The organism is Streptomyces sp. NPDC006207, assembly GCF_040613835.1.
GTDB lineage: Bacteria > Actinomycetota > Actinomycetes > Streptomycetales > Streptomycetaceae > Actinacidiphila.
Genome location: NZ_JBEXSX010000036.1, coordinates 17,710 through 37,908, shown reverse-complemented (window position 1 = coordinate 37,908; position 20,199 = coordinate 17,710). Strand labels below are relative to the sequence as shown.

The window sequence follows — 20,199 nt, the reverse complement described above, 5'->3', positions numbered from 1 at the left end:
GAGACATGAGGACGGGTGGTTGCCATGATGCGGGGAGTGCGACGGAGCCTCCGAGCCGGAGGCGCCGGAAGCGATGACTGAGCTGATCACCGCGGTCGAGGCGGTCGACGTACGGTTCCCCACCTCGCGGGACCTCGACGGTTCCGACGCCATGAATCCCGAGCCCGACTACTCGGCCGCCTATGTGACGGTCCGTACGAGTGCCGGGGACGAGGGATACGGACTCGCCTTCACCGTGGGCCGCGGCAACGACGTCGAGGTCGCCGCCGTACGGGCCCTGGCGCCACTGGTCGTCGGACTGCCGGTGGAAGAGGTGCTGGCCGATCTCGGCGGCTTCTCACGGCGGCTGACCGGCGACAGCCAACTGCGCTGGCTGGGGCCGGAGAAGGGGGCCATCCACATGGCCACCGCGGCCATCGTCAACGCCGTCTGGGACCTGTACGGGCGCCGTACCGGAAAGCCGGTCTGGCGACTGCTGGCCGAGTTCTCCCCGGAGCAGTTGGTCGACCTCGTCGACTTCCGCTACCTCCAGGACGCCCTCACCCGTGACGAGGCGCTGGAGATCCTGCGGCGCGCCGAGCCCGGCCGCGCCCAGCGCACCGCGCACCTGCTGGAGCACGGCTACCCGGCGTACACCACGACCCCGGGCTGGTTGGGTTACGACGACGAGAAGCTGGTGCGACTGGCCAAGGAGGCGGTCGCCGAGGGCTTCGGCCAGATCAAGCTGAAGGTCGGCGCCGATCGCGAGGCGGACGAACGCCGCATGCGGCTGGCGCGCGAGGCGGTCGGCCCGGACGTCAGGATCGCCGTCGACGCCAACCAGGCGTGGGGCGTCCAGCAGGCGATCGACTGGATGGCGTCGCTCACGCCCTACGACCCGTACTGGATCGAGGAGCCCACTTCCCCGGACGACATCCTCGGCCATGCCGCCATCCGCAGGGCGCTGGCGCCGGTCAAGGTCGCCACCGGAGAACACACCCACAACCAGGTCATGTTCAAGCAGCTGCTCCAGGCGGGCGCGCTCGACGTGCTGCAGCTCGACGCCAGCCGCACCGCCGGGGTCACCGAGAACGTCGCCGTCCTGCTGCTGGCCGCCAAGTTCGACGTCCCGGTCTGCCCGCACGCCGGCGGGGTCGGGCTGTGCGAGATGGTGCAGCATCTGGCGATGTTCGACTACGTCGCCGTCAGCGGCACCACCGAGGACCGGGTCATCGAGTACGTCGACCATCTGCACGAGCACTTCACGGACCCGGTCCGCATCCGCGACGGCCGCTACCTGGCGCCGGTCTCGCCCGGCATCGGCGCCGAGCTGCACCCGCGGTCCCTGGAGGACCACCGCTATCCCGACGGCCCCGTGTGGGGTGGGGAGGCCGGCGGATGAGCCCCCCCGAGTTCGCGGGCCTGAAGGCGCTCGTGACCGGTGGCGTCTCCGGCATCGGGCCGGCCACCGCTCGGCTTCCGGCGGTCCGCGGGGCCAGGGTCGCCTGCCTCGACCTCATCCCGGACGATGTCCCCGAACCCCTCATCGGCATCCGCGCGGACGTCGCCGACGGCGCGAGCGTCCGGGCAGCCGTGGACGAGGTGGCGCGGTTGCTCGACGGCATCGACGTCCTGGTCGTCAACACCTGTTCCGTCGCCGCCACCGCCGGACTGCCCGACCGGGCACCGTACTCCGCGACGAAGAGTGCCGTGCTCGCCCTGCCCCGTGCGACCGCTGCCGACCTCGTGCACTCCGGCATCCGCGAGAACTGCGTCAACCCCGGCACCGCCGACGCACCGTGGATCGGGCGCCTTCTCGATCGCGCGGCCGCCCCCGAAGCCGAACGCGCTGCGCTCTGCGCACGCCAGCCCATGGGCCCCCTCGCCTCCGCGGACGAGGTCGCCGCCGCCGTCGTCCACCTCGCGAGCCCGTCGTCCGGCTCGACCACCGGCACGGCCCTCGCCGTCGACGGAGGCATGGAAGGCCCGCGGATCCGCCCGCGCGCCTGACCCCGGCCCCTTCCCTGGACTCCGGCAGGCCCCCACACCCGCCTCCGTACAGCCCGCCCTCGCGACCCACCGGCAAGGAGAACGAGCAATGAAGCTCAGATTCACCCGGCACGCATGCTTCGGCGGCCTCGCCGCCCTGACCGCCTTCGCCCTCACCGCCTGCGGCGACTCCGGACCCGCGTCGGGCACGGGCGGCGGTTCGACGGTGATTGGGGTCGACTACCCGCGCTCCGACACCGACTTCTGGAACTCGTACATCAAGTACACCCCCGAGTTCGCGAAGGAACTCGGGCTGGACCTGAAGACCACCAACTCGCAGAACGACGTCGCCAAGCTCACCGCCAATGCGCAGACCTTCATCAGTCAGGGCGTCAAGGGTGTCGCGATGGCGCCTCAGGACACCGCGGCCATCGCGCCGACCCTGGCGCAGATGGAGGCGAAGAAGATCCCGGTCGTCACGGTGGACACCCGACCGGACACCGGCAACGTCTACATGGTGGTCCGCGCCGACAACCGCGCCTACGGCGAGAAGGCCTGCCAGTTCCTCGGCACCAAGCTGGGGGGCAAGGGCAAGGTCGTCATGCTCCAGGGCGACCTCGCGTCGATCAACGGCCGAGACCGCACCGAGGCCTTCAACGCGTGCATGAAGAAGAACTACCCCGCCATCAAGGTCCTCGGTGAAGCCACCAACTGGGACGGGGCGGTCGCGGCGCAGAAGCTCCAGACCGACCTGACCGCGCACCCCGACATCAAGGGTGTCTACATGCAGTCCAGCTTCGCGCTCGCCGGCACCCTCCAGGTGCTCAAGCAGAAGAGCCTGCTGGTCGGCCCCGAGGACAAGAAGCACGTCTTCATCGTCTCCAACGACGGAATCCCCGAGGAGCTCAAGGACATCGCCGAGGGGAAGATCGACGCCACCGTCTCCCAGCCCGCCGACCTCTACGCCAAGTACGCCCTCTACTACCTCAAGGCGGCGATCGAGGGCAAGACGTTCCGGCCCGGCGAGACCGACCACGACAGCACGATCATCCAGGTCCGCGACGGCCTGCTGGAGGACCAGCTCTCCGCCCCGCTCGTGACCGTGGACGGCGGCACTTACGGCGGGGTTCCCAGTCTCAAGAGCGACGACCCGTCCCTGTGGGGCAACAACCTCGGCTGACCGGAAGGACGGTACACACCATGGTCACGGCTCTTCCCGTCGTCCAGGCGGCAGGGCTGACGAAGCGGTTCGGGCCCACGGTCGCGCTGCACGACGCCAGGATCACGATCATGCCCGGCGAGACGCACGCGCTCGTGGGCCGCAACGGGGCGGGCAAGTCCACCCTCGTCTCCGTCCTCACCGGCCTTCAGGCACCGGACGAGGGGACGGTGGCCTTCGACGGGGTGCCGGCCCCCCGGCTTGCCGACCGGGATGCCTGGCGCAAGCGGGTGGCATGCGTCTACCAGAAGTCCACCGTCATCCCCCAGCTGACGGTCGCGGAGAACCTCTTCCTGAACCGGCACGGCCGGGGACGGGGTGGCCTGATCAGCTGGCGCACGGTCCGTGACAGGGCACGCGAGGTCCTGCAGACCTGGTCGGTCGACGTGGACGTGCGCACCCCTGCCGGCGAACTCAGCATAGAACAGCGGCAGTTCGTGGAGATCGCCCGGGCGCTGTCGTTCGGCGCACGCTTCATCATCCTCGACGAGCCCACCGCGCAACTCGACGGATCCGCCATCAACCGGCTGTTCGCGCGGATCCGGGACCTCCAGCGCCAAGGCATCACCTTCCTGTTCATCAGCCACCACTTGCAGGAGGTCTACGAAATCTGCGACACGGTGACGGTGCTGCGCGACGCCCGGCACATCCTGACCGCCCCCGTGGCCGAACTGCCCCGTGCCGAGCTCGTGGCCGCCATGACGGGTGAGAGCGCGGACAGGGGTGCTGCAATGCACCGTCAGCCCGTGGACTCCGGGTCGCCGACCGTGCTCGCGGTGGAAGGCGCGGCTGTTCAGGGAACGTACCGTGACGTGTCCTTCCGGATCCGGGGCGGGGAGATCGTCGGTCTCGCAGGTGCGGCCGGCAGCGGCCGTACGGAGGTGGCGGAGACGGTCGTCGGACTCCGGGCCGCCGAGACGGGAACGGTCAGGATCGCGGGGATCCGGCCACGGCCGGGCAGCGTCCCCGCCGCGCTGGCGGCGGGTGTGGGGTTCGTCCCGCAGGACCGTCACCACCAGGGGCTCGTACCGGAGATGTCCATCGCCGACAACGGGACCCTGACCATCCCCGAACGGCTCGGCTCGCGGGGTCTCATCGACAACCGGCGCCGTGACGCCTACGCCCGCTCCATGATCGAAAAGCTGGCGATCAAGACACCGGGGCCGCAGCTGCCCGTCTCCGGGCTCTCGGGAGGCAACCAGCAGAAGGTCGTCATGGCCCGGGCCCTGGCCAACGATCCCAAAGTGCTGGTGCTGATCAATCCGACCGCCGGCGTGGACGTGCGGTCCAAGGAGTTCCTCCTCGGCAAGGTCGAGGAGATCGCCGAGTCCGGTACCGGGGTGCTCATCGCCTCCGACGAACTCGACGACCTGCGCACATGCGACCGGGTCCTGGTGATGTTCCAGGGCCGTGTCGTGGCCGAGAGGGCCGGTGGCTGGCACGACCACGAGCTCGTGGCCGCGATGGAAGGAGTGGACCTCGATGTCTGAGAGCGCGACCGCGGCTGCTGCGAAGAGCCCGGACGGCGGGCAGCCCGACGCCTCGAGCGCGCAGCCGGCCGCAGCGACAAGGAGCGGTCACCGGATCGCTCTCGCACGACTGCGCGACCTGGCGCTCGTTCCCGCGATCATCGTGATGGCGATCGTCGGCCAGCTCGTCAACCCGGTGTTCCTCCAGGCTGACAACCTGATCAACGTCCTGCAGACCATGTCCGAGATCGCGCTGCTGGTCCTCGCCCAGACCCTGGTGCTGATCGTCAAGAAGATGGACCTCTCCCTGGAGTCCACCGTGGGGATCGCACCCGGGGTCGCGGCCTGGCTCACCGTCCCGGCGGGCGCGACGCACGGAATCGGCGTGCTGCCCGGCGGGTGGTCCGTGCCGGTCACCTTGGCGGTGGGTCTGCTGATCGGTGTGGTCAACGCCTTGTTCATCATCCGGTTCGGTCTCAACGGCTTCATCGTGACGCTCGGCATGCTGATCGTGCTGCGCGGTGTCCTGACCGGCATCTCCGGTGGCCAGACGTTCTTCCAGCTGCCGCCGTCGATGCTCTACCTCGGCACCGCCCAGTGGGCGGGCATGCCCGCCTCGGTGTGGATCTGCCTGCTCCTGTTCGCCACCGGCATCGTGGTGCTCGGCTTCACCAGCTTCGGCCGCTCCCTGTACGCGATCGGCGGCAACGTCGACGCGGCGAAAGCGGCGGGCATCCGTACCGACCGTGTGCTGTGGACCGTCATCGTCACCGCGAGCGTGCTGGCGGCGCTGAGCGGCCTGCTGCTCTCGGGGCGCCTCGCCTCGGTGGCCTCCGCCCAGGGCAACGGCTACATCTTCACCGTCTTCGCGGCGGCGGTCATCGGCGGCATCAGCCTCAACGGCGGCAAGGGCACCATGTTCGGAGCCTTCACGGGCATCCTGCTCCTGTTCATGATCCAGAACGTCCTCACCCTCGGTGGCGTCCCCGCGCAGTGGATCGGCGCCCTCAACGGCACGATCATCCTCATCGCCCTGGCGCTGTCCCGCATCACAGGCGGCAGGGCCCAGGAATAGGAACCCTCCGACCGGGCCGGGCGACAGCCACCCGCGCGTGCGGACCGCGCCCGCGATTCCGGGGTGCACTCCTCGGGACCGGCCCGGACACCTGCGACCGAAAGGCATGGCAACCTCGTGGAACGAAGAGACTTTCTCGTCGCCTCCGCGGCCGCTACGGCCGCGCTGACCGCCGGACTGCCGGCAGCCGAGGCGGCCGCGGCGCCGCATCCCGCTCCGGGACCGGAGCCGCACCCCGCCCCCAAGCCGTCTCCCCTTTCCCTGTGGTACGACAAGCCCGCCGCACAATGGCTGGAGGCCCTGCCGCTCGGCAACGGCCGCCTCGGCGCGATGGTGTTCGGTGGCGTGAACACCGAGCAACTCCAGCTCAACGAGGACACGCTGTGGGCGGGAGGCCCCTACGAGCCCGCCAACCCCCAGGGCCTGGCCAACCTCGCGGAGATCCGGCGCAGGGTCTTCGCCGGGGAATGGAACTCCGCCCAGAACCTGATCAACTCGTCCTTCATGGGCATACCGGTCGGCGAGCTGATGTACCAGACCGTCGGAAACCTGCGCCTCACCCTCGCGGGCACCGGCGACGTCACCGGCTACCGACGGGAACTGGACCTCGACAGGGGCGTCGCGACCGTGACGTACAGCCGTGGCGGGGTCCCGTACCGGCGCGAGGTCTTCGCCAGCCACAGTGATCAGGTGATCGTGGTCCGGCTGACCGCCGGCGGCCGTGGCGGACTGTCCTTCAGCGCGGCTTTCGACACACCCCAGCAGGCCGCGACGGACTCCCCCGACCCGCTGACGGCCGCACTGGAAGGTGTCGGGCAGACCCGCGAGGGAGTCACCGGACAGGTCCGCTTCCGCGCCCTGGTCCGGGCCCACGCCGACGGCGGCACCGTGCGCAGCGAGAACGGCACGCTCACGGTGACCGGGGCCGATTCGGCGACCCTGCTGGTGTCCGTGGGCACCAGTTACCTCGGCTACACGGATGCCTCGGGCGACCACCGGGCCCGCGCCGAGGACCCGTTGAACGCCGCTGCCGCCGTCCCGTACCCGGAGCTGCGCGCACGGCACGAACGGGACCACCGGGCGCTCTTCCGCCGCGTCACGCTCGACCTCGGCACCACCGATGCGGCCGGCGCGCCGACCGACCAGCGGGTGGCCGCCTTCGCCGGGGCGGAGGACCCGCAGCTGATCGCGCTGCACTACCAGTACGGCCGCTACCTGCTCATCGCCTCCTCCCGCCCGGGCACCCAGCCCGCCAACCTGCAGGGCATCTGGAACGACCAGCTCTCGCCGCCCTGGGATTCCAAGTACACGATCAACATCAATACGGAGATGAACTACTGGCCCGCCCCCACCGCCAACCTCCTGGAGTGCTGGGAACCGATCTTCGCGCTCCTCGACGACCTGTCCGAGGCCGGGCGGAAGACGGCGCGGGTGCAGTACGGCGCGGACGGCTGGGTGGCGCACCACAACACGGACGCCTGGCGCGGGACCGCGCCCGTCGACGGCGCCTTCTGGGGGATGTGGCCCACCGGCGGCGCCTGGCTGGCGACCTCCGTCTGGGAGCACTACCGCTTCACCGGCGACCGCGAGGCCTTGCGCCGCCGCCTGCCCGTGGTCGAGGGAGCGGTCCGCTTCTTCCTCGACTCACTCGTTCGCGACCCCGGTACGGGACACCTCGTCACCTGCCCGTCCGTGTCACCGGAGAACGCCCACCACAACGGTGTGTCGGCGTGCGCCGGGCCGACCATGGACAACCAGATCCTGCGCGACCTCTTCGACGGCTACCTCGCGGCTTGTGACACCCTCGACGCCCCGAGCCCCTACGCGGAGCGGGTGCGTGCGGCCCGGGACCAGTTGCCTCCCATGAAGATCGGGGTGTTGGGGCAGTTGCAGGAGTGGCAGGAGGACTGGGACGCCGGCGCCCCGGAGCGGCAGCACCGCCATGTCTCCCACCTGTACGGCCTGCACCCCAGCAACCAGATCACCAAGCGCGGTACGCCGGACCTCTTCCAGGCCGCCCTGAAGACACTGGAGATGCGCGGCGACGCCGGCACGGGCTGGTCCCTCGCCTGGAAGATCAACTTCTGGGCGCGGGCGGAGGACGGCGCCCGCTCCTACAAGTTGCTCAGCGACCTCCTCACGCCCGACCGCACCGCGCCGAACCTGTTCGACCTCCACCCGCCGTTCCAGATAGACGGCAACTTCGGTGCCACGGCGGGCGTGACCGAATGGCTGCTCCAGTCGCACACCGACGAGGTCCATCTGCTGCCCGCGCTGCCTCCCCAGCTTCCGGACGGACGCGTCACAGGCCTGCTCGCCCGTGGAGGCCTCACCGTCGATCTCGTCTGGCGTGACGGCGCGCTGTCCCACGCCCGCCTTGCGGCGCGGCACGACGGCACCGTCCGGCTGCGTACCTCCGTTCCGGTAACCGTGCGCTCCACCGGCCACCCCCCGCGGCACCATGTGGAACATCCGGAGAGCACCGTCGCCGTGTTCGAGGTCAAGGGAGGCCACGACTATGTGATCAAGCCTCGCTGAGCATTCCCGTTCTCGTCCGCTCATGAGCACGTGGGCGGCGTAAACGTCGGCGCGGAAAGGGAGGTGCCAGGTGCGGGGGTTGACCGCCAGGCCCTCGCCGGGGCCCGTGCCTGGCAAGGGCCGACCCGATCACGCAGGCGCCCGCGTATCCCACACCGACACCCCCGCGGCTACGTCGCGTCGAACGTACCTGTGGCAGGGGGACAGCGAAGCAGGCGCCTGGCTCGCGCCTGCTTCGCTGTCGTCGCCGCGCGGGCCGGTCACCGTGGTGACCGGGTGCCGGTCGCGGCCCTGTCGTGGTGGTGTGGTCAGTGTTCGGCACGGTTCAGGCCGGCGGCTTCGCGTACGGCGTGGGCGATGGCGGGGGCGTCCTTCTTGAGGATGGCACCGTGGTTGCTGGCGACCTTCGCACTGATGCGGATGTTGGGGTTGCGGGTGATGACGGCCTCGAGGCTGGTGCGTATGCGTTCCTGCTCGTCCCCGCGGCTTCCCAGGGAGGTTCCGGAGGCGACGACGTAGCGGACGGGGACGGTGATGGCGTCCAGGACGGGGCCGAGTTCGCGTTCGCGGGAGAGCCGGCCGAGTTCGATGTTGCTGTCGGCCATCTGGTGGGCGGTCATGCGGGGGGTCAGACCGGTGGGGCGCAGTAGCGGGGTGATCCAGCTCATGCGGCGGAACAAGGTGCGGATGCGTTGTTCCATGGCCTCATCCAGCCAGTCGTGGGGGAAGGCGCCGTCGACGAGGACTGCGCCCAGGCTGCGGTCGGGGTTGCGGTGGGCCCAGTGGGCGGCGACGACTGCTCCGTAGGACCAGCCCACCAGCAGTGCCTGGTCCACGTTCCTGGCGGCGAGGACGGCATCCACGTCACGGACGGCGGCTTCGAAGGAGTAGTCCGCCGAGCGCTTCGATCTTCTGCCGCGGGCGCGTTCGTCGTAGGTGATGTGCCGCCACCCGGAGCCCAGTTCGGTGATGACCCGGCGCCAGTAGCCCTGGGTGGCGAACTGGCCGTTGAGGTAGACGACGGGGGTGCCGGGGCCGCCGGTGTCGGTGACGGCCAGGGCGCTGTCGTCGACGGGCACCATGCCGCTCCACGCGGAGCCGGCCGGGGGAGTGCTGTTCTTGGTCATGTCTCTTCCGCCTTGGTGGTGTGAGGGCGTGGTGTGAGGACGTGGGGTGTGGCCAATTGGGGGCCCGCGACGTGGGTCGCAGGGCCCCGAGGGGGGCGGGTTGGTGGCCCGCCGTGCGGGACTTCTTGGTCGGCGCCTGCCCCCCGGGTGGTGCTGCGCCGCTTACAGGCTGCGGGCGGTGATGTTGCCGTGGGGGGTGGTGGCCTGGATGTCGAGGTCGGGGGTTCCGTTGTTCTTCAGGGCGTTGCTGATGCGGCCGTGGCCGGTGCCGGCGTCCAGGGTGGCCGAGACTCCGGCGGCGGCTGCGATGGTGATGTCGCCGGACTGGGTGCGCAGCTCGACGGTGCCGCGCAGGGCCGAGGTGATGCGGATGTCGCCGCGCTGGGTGCTGATCTTGGCGGAGCCGGTGAGCCGGCCGATCTCGACGTCGCCGTCGGTGGCGGTGAGGCGGACGCCGGCGGCCTCGTCGATCTTGATCTGGCGGTAGGCGCCGTCGAAGTCGATGTCGCCGAGGCGTCCGACGCCGCGCAGTTCGGCGCTTGCGGCCTTGGCCTGGATGCGGGAGCCGGCGGGCAACTGGACGGTGACCTCCAGGGACCCGGAGGGCCCGAAGAGCCGATTGCCGGTCTGGGTGCTGCGGATCTGCAGGACGCCGTCCGCGTAGGTGACGGTGGTCTGCTCGGCGGCCTGGACGTCGCTGTTCTTGGCGGGGTTGGCGGGCAGGACCTCGACGGTGGTGTCGGTGCGGTCGGCGGCGATGAACTGGATGCGTCCGGCGGGGACGTCCAGGACGGCGGAGATGGGGGCGGGGGTGTCGAAGGTGCGCATCGTGGTCTCCCGTGTTCGCTCGTGGTTTCTGACACCGGAAACGCTACGTTGCTTTCCAATTTGTGGCAACAGGTTCGTTGCACAACAGCCCTGTTAATGCAGGTAGATGCCACGAAACTGTTGCAACGACTCTGTTGAGAACGCAACGCCCATCGCTGCGATCATTGCAATGGCTGTGGGGTGAACGCTATAGTGTCGGGCGTCAGGGACCATCACGCAGGATCACCGAGGGAGACCGCGATGCCGGGCGGCAGGCTCACCCAGACCGAACGTCAGCAGATCGCGCTGGGACTGGCCGACAGCCTCCCCTACGCCGAGATCGCCCGGCGTCTGGACCGTCCGACGTCGACGGTCACGCGGGAGGTGATGCGCAACGGCGGCCCCACCGCCTACCGCGCCGATCTGGCCCACCGGGCCACCGAACGCCGCGCCCACCGGCGCAGGCCCGCCTCGGCGCGGGAGGCGCAGCCGGGTCTTCAGCCGCACGGGCGGGATGCGGAGGCGGTGGCGGAGTACGAGGAGACGTTCACCACCGTGCTGATGGGTTCAGGGCTGAGCAAGATGTCGGCCCGAGTGCTGACGTGTCTGTTCACCACCGATGCGGGCAGCCTGACCGCGTCGGAACTCGCCCAGCGCCTCCAGGTCAGCCCGGCGTCCATCTCCAAGGCGATCGCGTTCCTGGAGAGCCAGAGCCTGGTGCGCCGCGAGCGCGACGAGCGCCGCCGGGACCGCTATGTCGTCGATGACGAGCTGTTCTACCAGGCGACGATCGCCAGCGCCCGGGCCAACGACCAACTGGTGGCGACCGCTCGTCAGGGTGTTGCCGTTCTCGGCGCTGACACGCCTGCCGCCGCCCGGCTGGAGAACATCGCCCGTTTCCTGGACTTCATCAGCGAAAGCATCACCCGCGCTGCCGAGCAGGCCCGCGAAGTCCTCCACACCAGGCCCGGCACCAGCCCCGACGCGACCGCCCCCCCGCGTCCGGACCACGGATAGACAGCCCTCTCGACGGCGGGGACTGCTGCGGCGGGCGAGCCGGTTTCAGGCGTGCGTGCAGAGCCGGCCCGGCTCTCTGGAAACTGCTCGGGCACGCACGGATGAATGTGCCCAGTCACCAGTACGACAGGCTCATTCAGGCAGCGTCGAAGCCGCTGCATGCGAGTGCCTGCAGATAGGGGTTCCGTCGTGTCACGGGTTGCTTCGAGAAAATCAGAGCGAGAGCGTCCTTCAGTGACTGCTCCACCAGGCTGTCGAACTCACCCGCGGGGCAGCGCCCCTCTGCTGGGCGGAAGCGCCAGCCCTCCCGGGTGGCGTATCGGGTGCGCAACCCCATGAGTTCCTTGCCCCGTGTGAAGCGCCATTCGCCCTGTCGATCGGACAGTTCGAACACTGCGAGCCCGTCCTCGCGGAGCGTGACCCTCGCGGCGTGAAGCATGAGGACAAAATCCAGAACGCAGACGGAGGCCGCGGCGTCGGAGAAGTCGCCATTGCCGATCCTGAGGCTGACGTCGACCTTGAAGTTGTCCCGGATGAAGGCAGACGGGGTGAGCTCCTCAACCACCGTGGGCTCGCGGAAGGCATCGAGCGGGACCCACTCTGGCCCCCATGACGTGTCTCCAGGGCTGGGAACCAAACCGAGTGAAGGCGTTGCGGGTGTGCTCACCGCTCCAGGATGCCGGACGGGGTGGCGGGATCGGCAGGGTCCCCGCTTCGAGCCAGCCCCTCCGGGGGCTTGTCACGTTTCCCGTGCATCGCCGGTCTGTGCTCGAGAAGACGTGCGTGGCTTCTGCTTGCCTGGTAGGGCGACTGCGCCGCCCGTGGGCGGGTCCGCCTCCGCGACCGTAGGGGATGTGGAGAGGTGCGAGGCGGTGTCACCAGCGCAGGACTCGACCTCGACCACGGGCAGCCTCTGCCGCGGGGCGATGCATGCAAGACGAACGAGAGAACCGAGGTCGGCATTATGGCAAGTGAGAGTGTTGCGCATCCGAGCCTGATTGTCCCGGTGGGGCATGTCGAGCCGGTGCCGCGCAGGGTCCGGGGCGTGGTGGGAAGCCGCGTGGTGTTCGATACGCGTCGTGCGCTGTACGTGTGGGAGTGGCGGGCCTACCCGCAGTTCAGTATCCCGGTGGAGGACCTGGTCGACGGCGTGCTCGTCGATGAGCATCACACGGAGCATCACGGTGCCGGTCCCGCACGCCGGCACGCGCTGCGGGTGGGTTCGCAGGTCCGCGAGGGTGCGGCGTGGGTGTGGGACGAGGGTGCCCCTGGGCCGTTGCGCGGCCAGGTGCGGTTCGAGTGGGAGGCGCTGGACTCCTGGTTCGAGGAGGACGAACCGGTCTTCGTCCACCCGCGGAGTCCGTATTCGCGGGTGGATGCTCTGCGTTCGTCCAGCAGTGTGCGGGTCGAGCTGGACGGGGTGGTGCTGGCCGAGGCGCCCAATTGCGTGAAGTTGTTCGAGACCGGCCTGCCGACCCGCTACTACGTGGAGCGCATGTACGTCGACTGGGCCCGGCTGAAGGCCTCGGAAACGGTATCGCGATGCCCCTACAAGGGGACCACGAGCGCCTACTGGTCCTTCGACAGCGACAGTGACCCGCAGCAGGACATCGCCTGGGCGTACGACTTCCCGACCATTCAGGCCAATCGCATCGCGGGCCTGGTCGCGTTCTACAACGAGCACGTCGACCTGTACGTCGACGGCGTCCTGCTGCCCAGGCCCGCCGCCACCTCCTGAACCCTGGGGCGGCCCGGTCGTCCGGGCCGCCCCACACGGCACGTGCCCCGTTCCCAGCGCGGGCCGGGAGGGCAGGCCCTGGTCCCATCTGAAACCGGGATGGGCGCGGCGCCTGGTGTGTTGGGTGCGGTGGGGCCCCCTCCGGGGTGGAGGGGGCGTGGTGCCGCCGGCGTGCGGGGTGGGCCGTCGCCGGTTCAGATGGTGGGTGTCTCGTCGACGTGTTCCTGGTGGAGTTCGAGGACGAACTTCCAGCCGGCGCTGGCTTCCATGAACCGCACCCGGGTGGGGTAGATGTCCAGGGCGCGGCGGTCCCGGTTCTGGCCGGTCGTGCCCTTGCGCCCGCGGGCGGGCTCTTCGAACAGGTCGACCTTGACGTCCGGCACCGCGACGACTTCCTCGTTCCAGCGCTGGACGATTCCCGCGCCGAACGCCTCCCGTGCAGCAGCGTAGAGCGATTCGAGGGATGCGGTGTTGCCGCCGGGCACGAAGAGAGCGAGGTTCAGCAGGACGCCGGCACTGGCCAGGACCTCGATTTCCTCTCCGGCCTCGTCGGCAACCCATATCCCGGGCTGCTCGGCATCGTCGGGGAGGATGTGGACTTCCTCGCCGAAGACCGTCCTTGCGGTGAAGGATCCGCCCTCGAAATTCTTGCCCGACTTCGTGAGGGATGCCGGCGCGTAGCAGCCGAGGGGGAGATCATCCATGGCTGCCGAGACGAAGATCTCGTCCTTGAGGCCCAGTTCTGAGACCTCCTCGGCCGTCAGACGCCGGGCCGTAACCTTGCTGGTGTTCACAGTCTTTCCCTTTCTTCGTGTAGCCCCACCGGGAGTTCGGCGACCTGCTGTTCGCGGCTGGGCCGCGGCCTGTCGGCTGCCCTGGTGGTGACCACGCGTCACGTAGCGTAAGTGGTGGGCGCGTCGTGTGACGTCGCCGCCCCCGGACAAGATCCCAGAAGCCTCCGGCTCCCCACGACCGGGGGATACGGCCTGTTCAGGGATGCGTCGTCTTCCGCGGCAGCGCGGTTTGCAGGGGGAGCCACGCGCGGTGAGTGTAGTGCGGGGGACTGACAGCGCAGCGGCGTGGGCGCCGGCCGGCGTCAGCGCGGCAACGGCTGCCGCCGAAGTCCCTGCCGGTGCGGGGGTAGCCGCCCCTTGTCGGCCCGGAGGCGCCGGTGCTTCAGTTTCCCTCCGCGTACCGGGTCTGCCGGCCACGGCCGTCATCCGTGTTCACCCGGTACGTCTGCCTTATGTGGCATCAGACGAGTCTCGTCTACCGTCATGGCCCCCGATCCCGTGGCACAAGTTCCCCATGGTCGCCGAGCATCAACTGGCCTATCGATAGCTGCAGTTCACAGCGAACATCGGTCGGGCTCCCACTGGCCCAGCTCATGAGCACCGTTCCTGCGCAGAAGCCGGTGCGGCACGACAAGCGAGATATCGATCGAGAATCGCCTGGCTATCAGGAGTGAAGGTCCACTGCAGCAGAGCCCGCCGCAGCTCGGACTCAGTCAGCCACCCGTGCCAGGCCACCTCTTCCGGATCAGGGGCGACGATCTCCGGCAGCACGGCGTCACAGACCGCAAGCCAGTGAGGGCTGAGCCCGCCCCGGTTGAGGAACTTGAACCGAAGGCACACTGTCGCCCGCACTCCCAGCTCCTCGCTGAGCTCGCGGGCAGCTGCCTGCTCATAGGACTCGCCGACTCCCGCAGCACCCCCGACCCCGAGTTCATAGTGCCCTGGGAAACGGGACAGGTGCACGGCCCGCCGATGCACGAGAAAACGTCCTTGCCCGTCGCGGCACACCACCACGCCAACCCGGTGCAGCCAGCCCTCCCGAACGGCGTCCCGCCGACTGACCACCCCCAGCACACGGTCCTGAGCGTCAACGCGTTCCACGAGTTCATCCACGACACGCACGATCGCAGAACCCACTGACACCCGCCCGGAACGACCGGACCGCCACACGGTCGGCGAGCACTCAGACCGGCCGCCCCACCCCACCGAACGAAGGATCACGCCCCTGTCTCCATTCTCGATAGCCTGCCGACGGGCAGACCCGGCCGGGCCGCATCGCCACGCCCTCGCCCCCTGCCTCAAGGCACGCCCGGGCGCCGGGCGGTTCGCGGCGGGCACCCAGGATTCTGGCGCTGAGCCCGGGCCGGTCCGCCAAGTGAGGTGGAAGCCTGCCGCACCCGAGTGGCCGGTCGGCGGCCCGCCGGGTTTCCAGGGTGGGCCTGCCGGGACCGGGCTGCCTCCCCGACAGCAGGACTTCGTAGACCCGCCTCGGCATGGGCGACGGCCTCGTGGGCCGGGCCACCGGGCCAACCCGCCGCCACGGGGACGCGATGGTCCCATCGACTTAAACCGATTCATTGATCTCTGGAATCCATCCCATCAAATCTGTCCAACCCGTTGCCATGGAGGGGTGATGGCCGCCAGGGTGTCATTGAAGCGTTTCAGTATCCTTCTTGAGGAGCACCCGTGCGTCAGCAGATCACCGCGGTGGTCGCTGCATCAGTCTTCGTCGTGGCGGCACCCGCGACGGCGACGGCAGCGAGTCCACCCACCGCCTCCACCGCCCCCGCCGCCGCTGCAACGAGCGTCGGCGGTTTGACGGTCAACGCCCTTGACGATCCGCTCGGTATCCCGTTGGCGGCGCCAACCTTGGGCTGGCAGCTCGGCTCCGAGCGCCGCGGCGTCACGCAGCGGGCCTACGAGATACACGTCGCCTCTTCGGCCGACCGCCTCGACAAGCCCGACGTCTGGGACAGCGGCAAGGTCTCCTCCCGCCAGTCGGTCGACGTCCGCTACGGCGGCCCCGCGCTGCAGCCGCACACCGACTACGTCTGGTCCGTCCGCGTATGGGACGACCGCGGCATCGCCTCCAAGTGGAGCGCGCCCGCCACGTTCGGCACCGCTCTGGGCGACCGGCCGTGGACCGCCGCGTGGATCGGTGCGGACACACCGGCGCTGGGCGCCCAGTGGACCGACTACACGATCAAGTTCACCGCCTCCGACATCAACGGGGCGCTCGGCGTTTACTTCCGCGGTCAGGACACCGAGAACGCCTACATGTGGCAGATCAGCGACGCCGATGACGCGCTGCGCCCGCACGTCAAGCGCAGCAGCAACTACTCGGTCCTCAAGGCGACACCGTTCCCGGCCGGGTTCGACTTCGCCGCCGAGCACGACTACGCGATCGCCGTCGACGGCGACACGATCACCACCACCGTCGACGGCAAGCAGCTTGACCAGCGCACCGATGCGACGTTCGGCGGCCCCGGCACGATGGGCTTCCGCACCAGCGGCGCGGAGCGCGGTCTGGTCCGCGACGTCACGGTCACCAGCGACGACGGAACCGTCCTGGTCGACACCGCCTTCCCGGCGGGCGACCGCACCTTCGCGTCCGGCACCGTGACCGCCGGCGGCCTGCGCGTCGACAGCGCGGGCGGCGAGGCCTGGCTGCGCCGCGACGAGCCTGTCCCGCTGCTGCGCAAGGAGTTCGACCTCGGCGGCAAGACGGTCGCCCGGGCACGTGTGTACGCATCGGCGCGCGGCGTGTACGAACTGCGGCTCAACGGCGCCCGGGTGGGCAACGCCGAACTCGCACCCGGCTTGACGGCTTACGACAAGCACATCGACTACCAGACCTACGACGTGACCCGGCAGGTCCGCGCCGGCGCCAACGTGCTCGGCGCCGAGGTCGCACCGGGCTGGTACAGCGGCAAGGTCGCCATGTTCGGCACCGACGTCTACGGCAAGGACAACTCGGTGATCGCCGAGATGCTGGTCGAGTTCACCGACGGCACCAGCACCACCGTGCGTACCGACGGCACCTGGACCACCACCGGCGGTCCGACCCGCGAGGCCGACCTGCTCGACGGCGAGTCCTACGACGCACGGGTGGCCAAGCAGGTCGGCGGCTGGGACAAGCCCGGCTTCGACGACGCGAACTGGGCCACGGCGCACGTCCGCGACGAGCCGACGACCGTGCTCGAACCACAGACCGCGGTCGACGTACGGGTCACCCAGGAGCTCAGGACCGCCAAGCGGATCGACTCGCCGACCGACGGCGTCTACCTCTACGACCTCGGGCAGAACATGGTCGGCCACGTGCGCCTCACCCTCAAGGGCAAGCCGGGACGGACGGTGAAGATCCGGCACGGCGAGGTGCTCAACCCCGACGGCACGCTCTACACCGCGAACCTGCGCACCGCGAAGGCGACCGACCACTACACCTTCGCCACCGACCAGCCGGAGACCTTCGAGCCGTCGTTCACCTTCCACGGCTTCCGGTACGTCGAGATATCCGGCGTCGACGAGGCCCCCGTGGCCAAGGACCTGGTCGGTGTCGTCGTCGGCACCGACGGTGACCTCACCAGCAGCCTCGACACCAACTCCGACCTGGTCGACCAACTGCACAGCAACATCGTCTGGGGCATGCGCGGCAACTTCCTGTCGATCCCCACGGACACCCCGGCGCGCGACGAGCGGATGGGCTGGACCGGTGACATCAACGTCTTCGCCCGCACCGCCGTCTACAACATGGACGCACAGTCCTTCCTGACCAAGTGGCTGCAGGACCTGCGGGACACCCAGCGGCCCAACGGTTCACTGCCCGGCGTCGCCCCCGTGGTCCCCGGCCGCTTCGACGGCGGCTACGAGTCGGCCGGCTGGATGGACTCCGGCGTGCACGTGCCGTGGACGGTGTGGCAGGCGTACGGCGACACCAACGTCATCCGCGAGAACTACGACATGATGAAGGGTTACGTCGACTTCCTCGACGCCGACTCCACCGGCCACATCCGCTCCGCCGGCGGCTACCTCGACTGGCTCAACCTCGACGACGCGACCCCGGCCGACGTGCTCGACACCGCGTTCGTCGCCAAGAGCACCCGCGAGTTCGCGCAGATGGCGGCCGCGATCGGCCGGGACGGCGACGCGGCGGCGTACCAGCAGCGCTACGAGGCGATCAGGTCGGCGTACCAGTCGGCGTTCATCGGCGCCGACGGCACCGTGAAGGGCGACAGCCAGACCTCGTACATCCTGACCCTGACCAACGACCTCGCCCCCGCCGACCGGCGCGACAAGGTCGTCGCCAAGTTCGTCAAGACCCTCGAGCGCCGCGACTACCACCTGTCGACCGGCTTCCTCGGCGTCGACGGACTGCTGCCGGCACTCACGCAGGCGGGCCGCTCCGACATCGCCTACCGGCTGCTGCAGCACAAGGACTACCCGTCCTGGGGCTACGAGATCGGGAAGGGCGCGACCACCGTCTGGGAACGGTGGAACTCCATCAACCCCGACGGCACCTTCAACGACGTGGGGATGAACTCGTTCAACCACTACGCGTACGGCGCGGTCGGCGAGTGGATGTACGGCACCATGGCGGGCGTCTCGGCGGCCGAGCCGGGCTACCGCAAGGTGCTCATCGCCCCCGAGCCCGGTGAGGGCATCGACCACGTCGACTTCAGCCACCAGACGCCGTACGGCACGGTGCGCAGCGCGTGGAGCACGACCAGCGGGACGATGAAGCTCGACGTCACCGTGCCGGCGAACACCACCGCCCAGGTGCGCATCCCGGCGGCGAACCGCTGGGCGGTCACCGAGGGCGGCACGCCGATCAGCGAGGTCGACGACGTGAGATACGTCGAGCAGGCCGACGGTGACGTGGTGCTGGAGGTCGGCTCGGGGCGCTATGCGTTCGCGGTCGACCCGGTGCTCGGGGACCTGGGGGCGGCCCGGGCGCAGGCAGCGTCGTTCTCCGACGATGTCGACGCGCTGCAGGTGCGTGGTGCCGGCAAGATCGCCAAGGGTCACCTGCAGGTGCGCACCGCCCTGATGCGGACCGAGCTCGCAGCCGCCTGGCGCCTGCAGAGCGAGGGCGCGGACGAGCGGCTGACCGCCGCCGCGGTGCACCGTGCGCTCGCCGGCGTGGCGGACCTCGACCGATGGACGCAGACGTACGCCGAGCAGGGCACGATCGACAAGACAGCGGCCACGGCACTGCGTGATGCGCTGACCGGCATCGAGCAAACCCTGTCCCGGGCATCGTCGCGCCTGGTCGGCGCGGTCGCCACCCTGGAGGTGCCGGCCGACGAGATCCTCCCGGGCGATGTCGTCCGCGTGACCGTGGCGTTGAAGAACACCGGCAAGCGACCGCTGACCGGCGTCGATTCGTCTCTGCAGGCACCCAGCGGCTGGACGGTGAAACCGGTGGGCCGGCACGCGTCCACCACAGGTGCGGGCAGTACGGTCAAGCACGCCTACGACGTCACGGTCGCGACCAACGCGCAGGCGTCCATGGCCGACCTCACCGGCTCGGTGTCCTACCAGTACGCGGGAGGAACGGCGACGCTCCCGGTGTCGGCGGGCCTGCCGGTCGCCCCCGGCGTCGCCATCGACGGTGTGTCCACCACGCCTGACACGGCCGGCCCGGGCCAGGCGGCCACCATCGCCACCGTGCTGACCAACCGCACCGATGTGGTGCAGTCCGGCAAGCTCACGCTCGGCCTCCCTGACGGCTGGCCGACGCCGAACCCGGTCGGCTACCAACTGAACCCGGGGGAGAAGAGGACGGTCCAAACGGTCGTGACGGTGCCGCTCACCGTCGTCGGCCAGGCGGCCACGGTCACCGTGGCGACCGGCTCGACGCCGGCGGAGCAGGCGACCGGCACGATCGCGGTCTCGCTGCCCACCCCGCCCGCGCAGTCCAGCGACCACGTCGACCTCGGCGACGGGCCGTCGGAGTCCGCCCACCGGCTGACCGCGTCGGAGCACTCGGGAACGAACATCGAGGCCGGACTGACGCGGCGCTACACCCACTCCTCCTACCCCGGCGGCTGGCTGGAGTTCGACGCCGCCGTACCCACCAAGGGTCGCTTCGTGGTCCGCATCGTCGAGACCTTCGACGGTGCCCGGCGCAAGACCTATGACGTCCAGGTGGACGGCACGGTGGTGCACAGCGTCGACCTGAGGCGAAGCGAGGGCGGCCAGGGCACCATCACCCACCAGTTCGTGGTCGACCCCTCCGCCGGCACGTCGGACGGCACCGTGCGGCTCCGCTTCCAGGACACCGGCGCCGACTACGACCCCTCGATCGCCGACGTGTGGGTGATACCAGTCGACTGATGCAGCCCGCGACACCCCGTGTGCCTGAGCACCCCCGCGCCGGGGTGCTCAGGCACACGACCCGCGGCACGGGTGATCTCTGGACCCGGTCGAAATGGCTGACCAAGGGGT

Annotated in this window: 14 protein-coding genes; 9 read left to right on the top strand and 5 right to left on the bottom strand. The window is 69.8% G+C overall.

Annotated features, from left to right (window positions below; translation table 11 throughout):
- Positions 1 to 73: 73 nt before the first annotated feature.
- From ABZ312_RS26530 to ABZ312_RS26505, 6 genes are all read left to right on the top strand, one after another.
- Complete coding sequence (locus ABZ312_RS26530) at positions 74 to 1,381, top strand: enolase C-terminal domain-like protein (protein ID WP_500359677.1); 1,308 nt, start codon at positions 74 to 76, stop codon at positions 1,379 to 1,381.
- Complete coding sequence (locus ABZ312_RS26525; protein ID WP_500330899.1) at positions 1,378 to 1,989, top strand: SDR family NAD(P)-dependent oxidoreductase; 612 nt, start codon at positions 1,378 to 1,380, stop codon at positions 1,987 to 1,989. The genes ABZ312_RS26530 and ABZ312_RS26525 overlap by 4 nt, the downstream gene beginning before the upstream one ends.
- 88 nt (positions 1,990 to 2,077) lie before the next feature.
- Positions 2,078 to 3,148 carry a sugar ABC transporter substrate-binding protein gene (locus ABZ312_RS26520; RefSeq protein WP_500438920.1) on the top strand — a complete coding sequence of 357 codons (1,071 nt, stop codon included), beginning with the start codon at positions 2,078 to 2,080 and terminating at the stop codon, positions 3,146 to 3,148.
- A 20-nt stretch (positions 3,149 to 3,168) separates the two neighbouring features.
- Positions 3,169 to 4,677 carry a sugar ABC transporter ATP-binding protein gene (locus ABZ312_RS26515; protein ID WP_500438919.1) on the top strand — a complete coding sequence of 503 codons (1,509 nt, stop codon included), beginning with the start codon at positions 3,169 to 3,171 and terminating at the stop codon, positions 4,675 to 4,677.
- Positions 4,670 to 5,731, top strand: coding sequence for an ABC transporter permease (locus ABZ312_RS26510; protein ID WP_500330894.1), 1,062 nt, complete (start codon positions 4,670 to 4,672; stop codon positions 5,729 to 5,731). The genes ABZ312_RS26515 and ABZ312_RS26510 overlap by 8 nt, the downstream gene beginning before the upstream one ends.
- A gap of 117 nt (positions 5,732 to 5,848) precedes the next feature.
- Positions 5,849 to 8,269 carry a glycoside hydrolase family 95 protein gene (locus ABZ312_RS26505; protein ID WP_500330892.1) on the top strand — a complete coding sequence of 807 codons (2,421 nt, stop codon included), beginning with the start codon at positions 5,849 to 5,851 and terminating at the stop codon, positions 8,267 to 8,269.
- 308 nt (positions 8,270 to 8,577) lie between these two features.
- Here ABZ312_RS26505 and ABZ312_RS26500 read toward each other — a convergent pair whose 3' ends face one another.
- Together ABZ312_RS26500 and ABZ312_RS26495 are read right to left on the bottom strand one after the other, a co-directional pair.
- Positions 8,578 to 9,396 carry an alpha/beta fold hydrolase gene (locus ABZ312_RS26500; protein ID WP_500359674.1) on the bottom strand — a complete coding sequence of 273 codons (819 nt, stop codon included), beginning with the start codon at positions 9,394 to 9,396 and terminating at the stop codon, positions 8,578 to 8,580.
- A 162-nt stretch (positions 9,397 to 9,558) separates the two neighbouring features.
- Positions 9,559 to 10,224 (bottom strand): DUF4097 family beta strand repeat-containing protein, encoded by a 666-nt coding sequence (locus tag ABZ312_RS26495; RefSeq protein WP_500359672.1) that lies wholly within the window; start codon positions 10,222 to 10,224, stop codon positions 9,559 to 9,561.
- A gap of 240 nt (positions 10,225 to 10,464) precedes the next feature.
- Here ABZ312_RS26495 and ABZ312_RS26490 point away from each other — a divergent pair, with 240 nt between their 5' ends.
- Complete coding sequence (locus ABZ312_RS26490) at positions 10,465 to 11,220, top strand: helix-turn-helix domain-containing protein (protein WP_500330887.1); 756 nt, start codon at positions 10,465 to 10,467, stop codon at positions 11,218 to 11,220.
- Positions 11,221 to 11,356: 136 nt separating this feature from the next.
- Here the strand turns inward: ABZ312_RS26490 and ABZ312_RS26485 are convergent, their stop codons facing one another.
- Positions 11,357 to 11,887: a hypothetical protein gene (locus ABZ312_RS26485; RefSeq protein WP_500438918.1), complete on the bottom strand. Its 531-nt coding sequence runs from the start codon at positions 11,885 to 11,887 to the stop codon at positions 11,357 to 11,359.
- Positions 11,888 to 12,184: 297 nt separating this feature from the next.
- Here ABZ312_RS26485 and ABZ312_RS26480 point away from each other — a divergent pair, with 297 nt between their 5' ends.
- Positions 12,185 to 12,958 (top strand): DUF427 domain-containing protein, encoded by a 774-nt coding sequence (locus ABZ312_RS26480; protein ID WP_500330919.1) that lies wholly within the window; start codon positions 12,185 to 12,187, stop codon positions 12,956 to 12,958.
- A 194-nt stretch (positions 12,959 to 13,152) separates the two neighbouring features.
- Here the strand turns inward: ABZ312_RS26480 and ABZ312_RS26475 are convergent, their stop codons facing one another.
- Positions 13,153 to 13,752 (bottom strand): hypothetical protein, encoded by a 600-nt coding sequence (locus ABZ312_RS26475; protein ID WP_500330884.1) that lies wholly within the window; start codon positions 13,750 to 13,752, stop codon positions 13,153 to 13,155.
- A gap of 591 nt (positions 13,753 to 14,343) precedes the next feature.
- Complete coding sequence (locus ABZ312_RS26470) at positions 14,344 to 14,865, bottom strand: NUDIX domain-containing protein (protein WP_500330882.1); 522 nt, start codon at positions 14,863 to 14,865, stop codon at positions 14,344 to 14,346.
- A 573-nt stretch (positions 14,866 to 15,438) separates the two neighbouring features.
- Here ABZ312_RS26470 and ABZ312_RS26465 point away from each other — a divergent pair.
- On the top strand, positions 15,439 to 20,088 hold the full coding sequence (locus ABZ312_RS26465; RefSeq protein ID WP_500438917.1) for a family 78 glycoside hydrolase catalytic domain: 4,650 nt from the start codon (positions 15,439 to 15,441) through the stop codon (positions 20,086 to 20,088).
- Positions 20,089 to 20,199 lie beyond the last annotated feature (111 nt).

Excerpts from the sequence above, each read along its gene's own strand:
- ABZ312_RS26530 (WP_500359677.1), top strand. The coding sequence starts at position 74 with ATGACTGAGCTGATCACCGCGGTCGAGGCGGTCGACGTACGGTTCCCC.
- ABZ312_RS26495 (WP_500359672.1), bottom strand. The coding sequence starts at position 10,224 with ATGCGCACCTTCGACACCCCCGCCCCCATCTCCGCCGTCCTGGACGTC.
- ABZ312_RS26490 (WP_500330887.1), top strand. The coding sequence starts at position 10,465 with ATGCCGGGCGGCAGGCTCACCCAGACCGAACGTCAGCAGATCGCGCTG.
- ABZ312_RS26525 (WP_500330899.1), top strand. The coding sequence starts at position 1,378 with ATGAGCCCCCCCGAGTTCGCGGGCCTGAAGGCGCTCGTGACCGGTGGC.
- ABZ312_RS26515 (WP_500438919.1), top strand. The coding sequence starts at position 3,169 with ATGGTCACGGCTCTTCCCGTCGTCCAGGCGGCAGGGCTGACGAAGCGG.
- ABZ312_RS26510 (WP_500330894.1), top strand. The coding sequence starts at position 4,670 with ATGTCTGAGAGCGCGACCGCGGCTGCTGCGAAGAGCCCGGACGGCGGG.
- ABZ312_RS26500 (WP_500359674.1), bottom strand. The coding sequence starts at position 9,396 with ATGACCAAGAACAGCACTCCCCCGGCCGGCTCCGCGTGGAGCGGCATG.
- ABZ312_RS26480 (WP_500330919.1), top strand. The coding sequence starts at position 12,185 with ATGGCAAGTGAGAGTGTTGCGCATCCGAGCCTGATTGTCCCGGTGGGG.
- ABZ312_RS26520 (WP_500438920.1), top strand. The coding sequence starts at position 2,078 with ATGAAGCTCAGATTCACCCGGCACGCATGCTTCGGCGGCCTCGCCGCC.